We start from the raw sequence: 11,721 nt of genomic DNA, 5'->3' as shown, positions 1-11,721 counted from the left end.
CATAACTTCAGAGGGTAAGGACAAGAAAATGAAAAAGTTGATGGTTGCAATGATGGCAAGCGCCATGACGCTGGCCGCTGCTCATGCGATGGCCGCCGACAAGGTGGTGCTGCAGCTGAAATGGGTCACGCAGAGCCAGTTCGCCGGTTATTACGTCGCCAAGGAGAAGGGTTTCTACAAGGAAGAAGGTCTCGACGTCGACATCAAGCCGGGCGGCCCCGATATCGCGCCTGAGCAGGTAATCGCCGGCGGCGGCGCCGATGTCATCGTCGACTGGATGGGCGGCGCCTTGGTTGCCCGCGAAAAGGGCGTTCCGCTGATCAACATCGCCCAGCCCTATCAGAAGTCCGGCCTGGAAATGATCTGCCGTAAGGACGGTCCTGTTAAAACCGAGGCCGATTTCAAGGGCCACACGCTCGGTGTCTGGTTCTTCGGCAACGAATATCCGTTCTTCGCCTGGATGAACAAGCTGGGCCTCTCCACCGAAGGCGGTCCGAACGGCGTCACCGTGCTGAAGCAGAGCTTCGACGTGCAGCCGCTCGTCCAGAAGCAGGCCGACTGCATCTCCGTCATGACCTACAACGAATACTGGCAGGCGATCGATGCCGGCTTCAAGCCGGAGGAACTGACGGTCTTCAATTATACGCAAATGGGCAACGACCTTCTCGAGGACGGCCTCTACGCCATGGAAGACAAGCTGAAGGACCCGGCCTTCAAGGAGAAGATGGTCAAGTTCGTCCGCGCCTCGATGAAGGGGTGGAAATATGCGACCGAGAACCCGGATGAGGCGGCAGAGATCGTCGTGGACAATGGCGGCCAGGACGAAAACCACCAGAAGCGGATGATGGGCGAAGTTGCCAAGCTGGTCGGCGACGGCTCCGGCAAGCTGGACGAGTCGCTCTATGCCCGCACGGCAAAGGCGCTGCTCGATCAGAAGATCATCAGCAAGGAGCCATCGGGCGCCTGGACGCACGAGATCACCGACGCCGCGTCCAAGTAAGGACGGCTACATTTGAGGCAAACGCGCGGGGACTATTTCCCGCGCGTTCCGTTTTTCCCCGCACTAAAAAAATACCTTGCAGCTGTCGCATTTATCGGACGTCAAACGTCATTAGGGGAGAAGCAAGATCAATCATCGTCATGTTCGCATAATCCTACGATGATTGATTCAGGTTCTGATGGTAATTATTATCGGTTCATGGGGAATTGTTTTCTGCCGGGCTTGCATATCGAGCAAATCGATACCAACTAGAAGCCGATTTGCCGGCGAGGGATGAAGACGGCAAATGATGTGTGGATACCCCTGAGAATGCAGGAAAGGCAGTGGCCTGGTCGCGAGCTCAATGGCAGACGCGCGAATTCGGCTAACCTTATGACGAGATTGGACGAAAACGCATGGCACGCAAGCCGACTGGAATTTTAGGCGCATCCACCCTTTTTGCAGCGGCGCTGGCTGCATCCACCGCATTTTCGCAGGAGGCGCCGGTCGCAAAGCCACAGCAGAACCTGCCGGCGATCGTCGTCACCACAGCTGTGAATCGCACTCTTGTCGACCGTGTCATCGGCACCGGAACGGTCAAGCCCGTCGAGGAAGTCTATATCCAGCCGCAGGTCGAAGGCCTTTCGATCCGCACGCTGAAAGCCGATATCGGCGACAAGGTTCAGGCCGAAAGCACCCTGGCGACGCTTAACGACGATGCGCTGGTCTTGGAGAAGAGCCAGATGATGGCGACGAAGGCCAAGGGCGAGGCCAGTCTCGCCCAGTTGCGCGCTCAGCTCATCGAGGCGCAGGCCAATGCCGAACAGGCAAGACAGCAGCAGGCCCGCGCCCAGGAAATGGTCAAGAAGGGGACGGTTTCCACCGCCCAGGTCGAGCAGGCTGATGCAACCGCCGCTGCCGCCAATGCCCGCGTCGTCTCCGCCGAACAGGCGATCGAGGTCGCCGAAGCCGATCTGAAGGTCTTCGACAGCCAGATCGCCGACGCCGATCTCAAGCTCGCCCGCACCGACGTAAAGACGCCAGTTGCCGGCGTAGTTTCTGCAAAGAACGCCAAGGTCGGCGCGATCGCCGCCGGCAACGGCGATCCGCTGTTCACCATCATCCGCGACGGCGATATCGAGCTTGTCGCCGAAGTCGCCGAAAGCGATATCGTCAGGATCATGGCCGGCCAGAAGGCGACGATTTTCCTTTCCGGCAGCCGCGAAAAGCTTTCCGGTGCCGTGCGCCTGGTTTCACCCACCGTCGATTCCGTGACCCGCCTCGGCCTCGTCCATATCTCCATCGACGATGACAGCAAGGCGCGTTCCGGCATGTATGGCAGCGCCGAGATCATCGTCCGCGAAACCGAGGGCGTATCGCTTCCCCTGACTGCGGTGCTCACCGGCAATGAAGGTGCCTCCGCCCGCAAGGTCGAAGATGGCGTAGTGAAATTTGCCAAGATCGAGACCGGAATCCAGGACGGCGCCTATGTCGAGGTCGTCAATGGATTGAAGAGCGGCGACGAGGTCGTCGCCAAGGCGGGCGCTTATGTCCGCGACGGCGACCACATCACGCCGGTGCGTGAACAGCCTTCGGCTTCCAACTAAAGAGACCATCCGATGAATTTTTCAGCCTGGTCCATCCGAAACCCCATCGCGCCGCTGCTGGCCTTCTGCCTGCTGATCTTCATCGGCATTCAGTCCTTCAACACACTGCCGATCACGCGCTTCCCGAACATCGACGTACCGCTCGTCTCGATCAGCGTCACGCAAAGCGGCGCTTCTCCGGCCGAACTCGAAATGCAGGTGACGAAGGAAATCGAAGACGCGATCGCCTCGATCACCGGTATCGACGAAATCCAGTCGACGGTAACCGACGGCAGCTCGCAGACCAACGTCATGTTCCGGATGGAAGTGCCGACGGAACAGGCCGTACAGGACGTCAAGGACGCGATCGACCGCATCCGCAGCGATCTGCCGGCGACGGCCGAAGCACCAATCGTCACCAAGGTCGATGTCGAGGGTCAGGCGATCCAGACCTTCGCCGTGTCGTCACCCGACATGTCGCTCGAAGAACTGTCCTGGTTCGTCGACGACACGATCAAGCGCGCCCTGCAGGGCCAGGCCGGCATCGGCCGCGTCGATCGTTACGGCGGCGCGGAGCGCGAAGTGCGCATCGAACTCACGCCCGGCAAACTCGATGCTTACGGCATCACGGCTGCAAGCGTGAACGATCAGCTGCGCGGCACCAATGTCGATCTCGGCTCCGGTCGCGGCCAGGTGGCGGGCAGTGAACAGGCAATCCGCGTTCTTGGCGACGCCCGCAACGTCGCCGAACTTGCAGACACGACGATTGCGCTGCCGAGCGGACGCTTCGTCAAGCTGTCCGATCTCGGCGTCATCAAGGACACTTATGAGGAGCCGAAATCCTTTTCGCGCTTCAACGACACACCCGTCGTCACCTTCGGCGTCTTCCGCTCGAAGGGCGCCAGCGAGGTCAGCGTCGCCGAGACGGTCGCGCAGAGCCTCGACAAGGTGCGAAGCGAAAATCCGAACGTAAAGATCGAGATGATCGACGATTCGGTCTATTTCACCTACGGCAATTACGAAGCCGCCATTCATACATTGCTCGAAGGCGCCCTGCTCGCCGTCATCGTCGTTCTGCTGTTCCTCCGAAACTGGCGGGCGACGCTGATTTCGGCCATCGCGCTGCCGCTCTCTGCGATCCCGACCTTCTGGGTCATGGACATGATGGGCTTCTCGCTGAACCTCGTCAGCTTCCTCGCCCTGACGCTCGCGACAGGTATCCTGGTCGACGACGCGATCGTGGAAATCGAGAACATCGCCCGCCATATCAAGATGGGCAAGACGCCCTATCGGGCGGCGATCGAGGCGGCGGATGAAATCGGCCTCGCGGTCATCGCCACCACCTTCACCATCATCGCGGTTTTCGTGCCGGTTTCCTTCATGCCGGGCATTCCGGGCCAGTACTTCATCCAGTTCGGCCTGACCGTCGCCTTCTCCGTCTTCTTCTCGCTGATGGTGGCGCGCCTCATCACCCCGATGATGGCCGCCTATCTCATGCGCGCCGAAGACGGCATGGAAGACCATCATGACAATGACGGTCTGCTGATGAAGGGTTATACGCGCCTGATCCGCGGTACGACCGGGCACAAGTATTCGCGATATCTGACCCTGCTAGCGGCGGTTGGCTTCCTCGTGGGTTCCGTTTTCCTGCTGATGAAGGTTCCGGGCAGCTTCCTGCCGCCGGAAGATGCCTCGCGCATCGTTCTGTCCGTCGAACTGCCGCCCAATGCGCGGCTCGACGACACTGAGAAGACGACGAAGGCGATCTATGACAGGGTCAAGGACATCAATGGCGTCGAAAGCGTCTTCGTTCTCGGCGGCGCGTCGCCGAAGGGTGATCTCGAACTGCGCCGTGCGACCATCACACTGGCGCTTCACAAGCTCGACCAGTCGCTGGTCAAGAAGGTGGTCAACGATGTATTCGGCCGCATTCCAGCCATTGGGCCGATGTTGCCGAAGGTAGAAGTCCAGGGCCGCGAACGCCCGCAATGGGATATCGAAAAGGAAGTCTTCGCCAAGCTGCGCGACATTCCGGACGTCCATATCCTGAAGCTGAACGACCGCGGCGAACGTGACCTCTCCTTCAACTTCCTCTCCAAGAACGAGAAGGACCTGAACGAAGCCGTCGGCATTCTGGAATCGAAGCTCCGCGCCGATCCGCTGCTCGCCAATGTCAGCGCCGACGGCGCCCTGCCCCGTCCGGAGCTGCAGGTCTACCCGCGCAAGGACGAGGCCGCCCGCCTGGGCATCACACCGCAGCAGATCTCCGAGACGATCCGCGTCGCCACCATCGGGGATGTCGACGCGGCTCTCGCCAAAATCTCGCTCGACGATCGCCAGATCCCGATCCGCGTACAGGCGGCGCTCGACATGCGGCGCGATCTCGCGGCGATCCGGGCGCTGAAGATCCAGACCGCCAGCGGCGGCACCGTTCCGCTTTCGAGCGTCGCCAATATCGACTATTCCGAAGGCGTAAGCTCGATCAAGCGCAACAACCGCTACCGCGTCGTCTCGATCGGGTCCGACCTGCCGCAGGGCGTGGCCCTCGATACGGCCTCGGCCCGTTTCCGGGAGATCGTCAACGAGGCCAAGATCCCGGCGGCGGTGCATCTTGCCGAAAGTGGCGATACCAAGGTGCAGACCGAGATGCAGCAGAGCTTCGTCAATGCCATGTTGATGGGCCTGCTGCTGGTGCTGACGGTGCTGATCCTGCTCTTCAAGGACGTGATCCAGCCCTTCACCATCCTGTTCTCGCTGCCGCTCGCCATCGGCGGCGTCGCCGCAGCCCTGATCATCACCAGCAATCCGTTGTCGATGCCCGTGATGATCGGCATTCTGATGCTGATGGGTATCGTCACCAAGAATGCCATCCTGCTCGTCGATTTCGCGATCGAGATGCGCCATCAGGGCATGACGCGGGTCGAAGCCATGGTCGAAGCCGGCCGCAAACGCGCCCGGCCGATCATCATGACCTCGATTGCCATGTCGGCAGGCATGCTGCCCTCGGCGCTCGGCGTCGGCGAAGGCGGCTCGTTCCGCGCGCCGATGGCGATCGCGGTGATCGGCGGCATCATCGTCTCGACGGTGCTTTCGCTCGTCGTCGTACCTTCCTTCTTCCTGATCATGGACGATCTCTCCCGCCTGCTCGGCTGGATATTCGGCCGCCTGGTCGGCAGGAAGGATCAGGAAGACCTGCCGCTATCACGCGAAGATCTCACCCGCGTCACTCGCGAGAACCGCAGCGACATCGAAGCGCTGGAGGGGCGCATCACGGCGATCGAAAAACCGGAAAGCAAGCGCAAGGGCGCCAACGACACTAACGTGCTCCGCCTGCCGCCGTTTGCGGCGGAATAAGCGCAGAATAAGCAGAGCGTGGAAAACGGTACGGGCCGGGAGCAATCTCCCGGCCCGTTTCATTTTGCCGTTCTCGCTGCGGCCAGCGAACCTCAACCTTCTGGAGTTGGCGTCAAAGCCCGCCCTGCTCTCTCAAGAAACTAACGATCGAGCTGACGCCGTCGCCGCGCTTCATGTCGGAGAAGACGAAGGGGCGTGAGGCGCGCATGCGCGTCGCATCCCGGTCCATCACCTCCAGATCGGCGCCGACATAGGGAGCCAGATCCTTCTTGTTGATGACGAGCAGGTCGGAGCGGGTGATGCCGGGCCCGCCCTTGCGCGGGATTTCCTCGCCCTGGCAGACGGAGATGACATAGATAGTGATATCGGCGAGATCCGGCGAAAAGGTTGCCGCCAGATTGTCTCCGCCGGATTCGATGAAGACGACGTCGAGGTCGGGAATCCGCTCGTTGAGGCCGGCGATCGCCTGCAGATTGATCGTCGCATCCTCGCGGATCGCGGTGTGCGGGCAGCCACCGGTCTCGACGCCGACGATGCGGTCCGAAGGCAATGCCTGCATGCGCACCAGCGCCTCCGCATCCTCGGTCGTGTAGATGTCGTTGGTGACGACGGCGACGGAATAGTCGTCACGCATCGCCTTGCAGAGCTTTTCGGTCAGCGCCGTCTTGCCCGAGCCGACCGGCCCGCCGATGCCGACGCGCAAAGGTCCGTTTCTTGATTTCATGTGTTTCACTCCAATAGGATCCCGATGATAGCCACGCCATCGGCGTGCGCCACCGTCAAATGACGCAGTCGCACGGATAATTTGGTCCGCTACGAGCGGAAAAGCCTCGTAGTTTGAGTTTCGTGACGCAGGCTGGCTATATCGGCCTGAACCGTCGCCGAACCGAGATCGTCGAGCGTCGAGCCTGCCGCCCGCCGCGCGACCTCCGCAATATGCTCTTCAAGAGCGGCAAGCATGGCAACGCCACTCGCCTGCCCGGCGACGCCAAGGCGGATGCCTGCTGAGATCGCTTGCGAGGCATAGGCATGCAGGAAGACCGCGAGCACCTTCTCGGGCCCTATGCGATGGGCGCCCGCAACCGCTCCGATTGCGATGGGATAGGCGGCCCTGTCAGGCAGCTTTTCGAAAACCTCGTCCGGCCAGGCCCGCGCCGCCGCGAGGAAGGCCTCACCGAGCAGCGTGGTTTCCTGATGGCGCTCGCGCGATCCGGCAAGCGCCTCGGCAAGTGCGGCGACCTCGGCAAGGCGCGCTGGTTCCGAATGGCACCTATGGCTCTCAGCCAGAAGCACGGCATCGTTCCAGACCGAGCCATGGCCGATCAGCGTGCCGATCCAGACAGCAAGCGAGGCGGCATCGGTGACGAGCCCGTCAGCCACCGCACGCTCCAGACCGCCAGAATAGGCAAAACCGCCGATCGGAAAGGCCGGCGAGAGCCATGCCGTCAGGCGCAGCAATGCCTGCAGCTCAGAATCCTCGGTCATCGAGCCTCAGTCGTGCTTGTGGCCGTGATGCCCGTGGTCGTGATCGTGATCCCGCCCGTGGTCATGGTCATGATTACATCCCGGTCCATGCACGTGGTCATGGCCGTGATCATGTTTGTGGTCATGACCATCGTTATGATCGTGCCCGTGGTCATGATGGGCATGCCCGTGATCATGTGAATGTCCGCCGTGCGAATGATAGGCTCCCCGCGCCGGCTGGAAGGGCTCCTCGATGTCGATGACGGTGGCGCCGAGCCCTTGCAGCATGGAGCGGATAACATGGTCGCGGAGAATGACGATGCGGTCTTCCTCGATCTGTGCGGCCAGATGACGGTTGCCGAGATGCCAGGCAAGCTCGACCAGATGCGTGCGGTTGCGTCCGCGAATTTCAAAGAGCTTCTCGTCGGCCGCGAGGATCTCGATCAGTTCCCCATCCTCACGCACGAGAAGGTCGCCATCAGCAAAAAGCACCGGATCCTTGAGATCGAGCATGACCATCTCGCCATTTTCCAGATGCAGCAGCTTGCGGCGCAGATGGCGCAGATCATGCGGCAGCTTGACCTGGGCGGTCGGGTGGGAGGAAGGGGTTCCGGCAGGAAGATAGGAGGTGACGCGCTGCATGATATGTCCGTTTTGTTAAGACGACGACCATGCAAAATAGCCTTTCCCGATGCAAGCACCAATGGCCTTTCGTTTGGAAGACCGGCTTTTATATTCCGCACGCCTGCATCACGTTGTCGCTGCCCAGCCCCCTGCCCTCGGCGTCGGGACCAGCCTCGGCAAGTCCATGCCAGGCATGATGCAGCCCCTCCCGCTCGTGCACGACGCGATTGCGTCCGAGCGCCTTGGCGAGATAAAGCGCCCGGTCGGCCGAGGCGTAGACCTGCTGTTTGTTGCGCCCAGGAATGAGATCTGCCACGCCGCCGGAAATGGTGATGGCAATATGGTTTCCATCTGCCACGAGCGGCCTGCCAGCGATATCGGCCTGCACGGCCTGGATCCGCTCCAAGCGTTTCTCCAGCGGTTCGCCGGAGACGATGACGCCGAATTCCTCGCCACCGAGGCGCGCAACGACGGACGATTCGTCGAAGGCGGTGATCAGCACCGCCGAGACCGCCGTGATAACCGCATCGCCGCAGGCATGGCCGAAGCGATCGTTGATCGCCTTGAAACGGTCGACGTCGAAAATGACGAGCGAGGCGTCGCCTTCGATCCGATCCAGCGCCTCGGTGAAGGCGCGCCGGTTCAACAGGCCGGAGAGGGTATCCGTGCGGCTGAGCTTTTCGAACTTCGCCCGCGATAGCGTCAGCTCATGCATGGTGAAGCCTGTGGCCAGCGACAGCATTCCGGAAACCGTGCCGCCGACAAGCCAGGAAAAAATGGCGCCGAAACCGATCGCGTGCGAAAGGGTCACCGGCAGCAGCCCGAGAAAACCGAGTGGCGGTATCGTCAGCGCAGTGATGACGCCGGAGAAAATGACGGCAAGAAAGCTCATCTTCAACGCAAAGACGTAGACATGCCTGCGATAGTGAAAATCGCCAAAATCGGCCTGCAGCGACATCCAGTTTCTCATGAGAATCGACCTTCCTGCCCGGCGTTTCAAGGCATTGATAAGAGCCCAATTGCTGCGGGTGTCTTAATCGACTCGCTAAAATTTGAACGATTTCAGACGATTCTCTGGAGAGATTTTTTCTAGCATGGGCTGCAAGTCTCCAATCCCTGAATAGAACAAGGCATGCAAGCACCTAATGGATTGATATATAATAGCTTTCCCGGGCCCTACCGCCGGGCTGTTCCAGAATGGTCTAATCGGAGAAAACGCAGGTTCTCCCACTGATTTCTACAACCGAACGGAGAGTTCCGTTCACAATTTCGTTTAAGCGCGGACGGCCCGGCGAATGCGTCAATTGTAGACACCAACAGACAATCGCAATGATTGTGGAAGCGGGTTCCATAAGCCTGTCCGAAGCCCCGCCGAACGGAGCGCAGCGGCAGTCCAGGTGTTGCAGCCGAAGAGGGCGTTGAAGTATCCCTTGGCTTGGAAAAACCGATCGATCTCCCTGTAACCCGCATCCGGGATCGGCGCGATCTCGCCCGCATTGCGGACGAAGCTGTCCGCAATGAATTGGCGCAGCCGCGTCAATTCATCATCACCAATATCGAATGCGGTAACATCAGGCTGCGGCTCGGCAATATGGCCGGCGAGATCAACATGCAGCACCGAACGGTCGATCGTCAGCGCCCGTAGCACCGGCAGCGGCTTCAGCTCAGCCCAGGTCGGTGCTTCCAGATAGAAGGCGCGGCCGCCCCAGCCGACCACGAGCCATTCCGCATTCGGATGGCCGAGCGGAAAATCGGGATCATCGAGGAAGGAAAAGGCCGCCCGCGTCTCCTCATCGAGCGGAATGGCAATATCGGTATGGATCGGTCCCGACAGCAGAAGCACCTGGTGGGGTGGCATCGCGGACGACGCCTTGACCGGAGCAATCAGCGGCCGGGGAATGAAGGTCCCGCCCGCTGCCAGAATCAGAAGCAGGAATAGGGCCTGCAACAGCCAGCGGATGCCCATCCTCATCAGCCGCCCCGCACGCACGGATGCTGGCCTAAAACAGGAAATAGCGCTGCGCCATCGGCAGCACCGTCGCCGGTTCGCAGGTCAGCAATTCGCCATTCGCCCTGACTTCATAGGTCTCCGGATCGACCTCGATCTCCGGCGTCAGGTCATTGTGGATCATCGATGCCTTGGAAATGCCGCCGCGCGTATTCTTCACCGCCACGAGTTCCTTTGCGACCCCGAGCCTGCCTTTCAGCCCGGCATCGAGCGAAGCCTGGCTGACGAAGGTGACGGAGGAATTGGTGAGGCTCTTGCCATAGGAGGCGAACATCGGCCGATAATGCACCGGCTGCGGCGTCGGGATCGAGGCGTTCGGATCGCCCATCGGGGCGGCGGCAATCGAGCCGCCGAGCAGCACCATGTCGGGCTTCACGCCGAAGAAGGCCGGGTTCCAGAGCACGAGGTCGGCGCGCTTGCCGACCTCGACCGAGCCGATCTCATGGCTGAGACCGTGGGCGATCGCCGGATTGATCGTGTATTTGGCGATATAGCGGCGGACGCGGAAATTGTCGTTATCGCCCTTTTCCTCCTTCAGCCGGCCGCGCTGGCGCTTCATCTTGTCGGCCGTCTGCCAGGTGCGGATCGCCACCTCGCCGACGCGGCCCATGGCCTGGCTGTCGGAGGAGATGATCGAGAAGGCGCCGATATCGTGCAGAATGTCTTCGGCCGCGATCGTCTCCTTGCGGATCCGGCTTTCGGCAAAGGCGATATCCTCGGGGATCGACGGCGACAGGTGATGGCAGACCATCAGCATGTCCAGATGCTCGGCGATGGTGTTGACCGTATAGGGCCGCGTCGGATTGGTGGACGACGGGATAACGTTCGGCTGGCCGCAGATCTTGATGATATCGGGCGCATGGCCGCCGCCCGCCCCTTCCGTGTGGAAGGCATGGATGGTGCGGCCCTTGATGGCGCCGATCGTATCCTCGACGAAGCCGCTTTCGTTCAGCGTATCGGTGTGGATCATCACCTGCACGTCATACTCGTCAGCGACCGACAGGCAGCAGTCGATGGCGCCGGGCGTCGTGCCCCAATCCTCGTGCAGCTTCAGCGAGGTGGCGCCGGCCAGCACCATTTCGGTCAATGCTCCCGGCAGCGAGGCATTGCCCTTGCCGGCGAAGGCCAGGTTCATCGGGAAGGCGTCCGCCGCCTCGATCATGCGGGCGAGATGCCAGGGGCCGGGCGTGCAGGTGGTGGCAAGCGTGCCATGCGCCGGCCCTGTGCCGCCGCCGAGCATGCAGGTCATGCCAGACATCAGCGCTTCCTCGATCTGCTGCGGCGCGATGAAGTGGATATGGCTGTCCATGCCGCCCGCAGTAACGATCTTGCCTTCGGCGGCGATCGCCTCCGTGCCCGGGCCGACAATAATATTGACGCCCGGCTGCATGTCAGGATTGCCCGCCTTGCCGATCGCGACGATGCGTCCGCTCTTCAGCCCGATATCGGCCTTGTAGATGCCGGAATGATCGACGATTACCGCGTTGGTGATGACGGTATCGACCGCGCCGTCCGCCCGCGTCACCTGGCTCTGGCCCATGCCGTCGCGGATCACCTTGCCGCCGCCGAACTTCACCTCCTCGCCATAGGTGGTGAAATCCTTTTCGATCTCGATGAAGAGCTCGGTATCGGCAAGGCGCACCTTGTCGCCGATGGTCGGTCCGAACATGCCGGCATAAGCGGCGCGGGAGATCTTGTAGGGCATT

General features: G+C 61.1%; 9 protein-coding genes. 3 read left to right on the top strand and 6 right to left on the bottom strand.

Annotation, left to right across the window (positions count from 1 at the left end; translation table 11 throughout):
• Nucleotides 1-28 precede the first annotated feature (28 nt).
• The 3 genes from GGD53_RS03790 (at nt 29) to GGD53_RS03780 (ending at nt 5,919) form a co-directional block, all read left to right on the top strand.
• Complete coding sequence (locus tag GGD53_RS03790; RefSeq protein ID WP_184453723.1) at nt 29-1,000, top strand: ABC transporter substrate-binding protein; 972 nt, start codon at nt 29-31, stop codon at nt 998-1,000.
• A gap of 395 nt (nt 1,001-1,395) precedes the next feature.
• Entirely contained in the window at nt 1,396-2,586 is a 1,191-nt protein-coding gene (locus GGD53_RS03785; RefSeq protein ID WP_184453721.1) for an efflux RND transporter periplasmic adaptor subunit, read from the top strand.
• Between the two features lie 12 nt (nt 2,587-2,598).
• On the top strand, nt 2,599-5,919 hold the full coding sequence (locus tag GGD53_RS03780; RefSeq protein ID WP_184453719.1) for an efflux RND transporter permease subunit: 3,321 nt from the start codon (nt 2,599-2,601) through the stop codon (nt 5,917-5,919).
• 112 nt (nt 5,920-6,031) lie between these two features.
• Here the strand turns inward: GGD53_RS03780 and ureG are convergent, their stop codons facing one another.
• The 6 genes from ureG to ureC all read right to left on the bottom strand — a co-directional run bounded on the left by ureG (nt 6,032) and on the right by ureC (nt 11,720).
• Complete coding sequence (gene ureG, locus GGD53_RS03775) at nt 6,032-6,643, bottom strand: urease accessory protein UreG (RefSeq protein WP_184453717.1); 612 nt, start codon at nt 6,641-6,643, stop codon at nt 6,032-6,034.
• Between the two features lie 89 nt (nt 6,644-6,732).
• Entirely contained in the window at nt 6,733-7,404 is a 672-nt protein-coding gene (locus tag GGD53_RS03770) for an urease accessory protein UreF (protein ID WP_184453715.1), read from the bottom strand.
• Between the two features lie 6 nt (nt 7,405-7,410).
• Nucleotides 7,411-8,025 (bottom strand): urease accessory protein UreE, encoded by a 615-nt coding sequence (ureE, locus tag GGD53_RS03765; protein ID WP_184453714.1) that lies wholly within the window; start codon nt 8,023-8,025, stop codon nt 7,411-7,413.
• Nucleotides 8,026-8,113: 88 nt separating this feature from the next.
• Nucleotides 8,114-8,977 (bottom strand): GGDEF domain-containing protein, encoded by an 864-nt coding sequence (locus GGD53_RS03760; protein WP_184453712.1) that lies wholly within the window; start codon nt 8,975-8,977, stop codon nt 8,114-8,116.
• 330 nt (nt 8,978-9,307) lie between these two features.
• Nucleotides 9,308-9,979, bottom strand: coding sequence for a TIGR02117 family protein (locus GGD53_RS03755; RefSeq protein ID WP_184453710.1), 672 nt, complete (start codon nt 9,977-9,979; stop codon nt 9,308-9,310).
• 28 nt (nt 9,980-10,007) lie between these two features.
• Nucleotides 10,008-11,720, bottom strand: a complete 1,713-nt coding sequence (ureC, locus tag GGD53_RS03750) for an urease subunit alpha (protein ID WP_184453708.1) — start codon at nt 11,718-11,720, stop codon at nt 10,008-10,010.
• Nucleotide 11,721 lies beyond the last annotated feature (1 nt).

This window comes from Rhizobium aethiopicum (assembly GCF_014197535.1).
In the GTDB taxonomy this organism is placed as follows: domain Bacteria; phylum Pseudomonadota; class Alphaproteobacteria; order Rhizobiales; family Rhizobiaceae; genus Rhizobium; species Rhizobium aethiopicum_A.
This window is presented reverse-complemented; position numbering and strand designations above follow the sequence as displayed.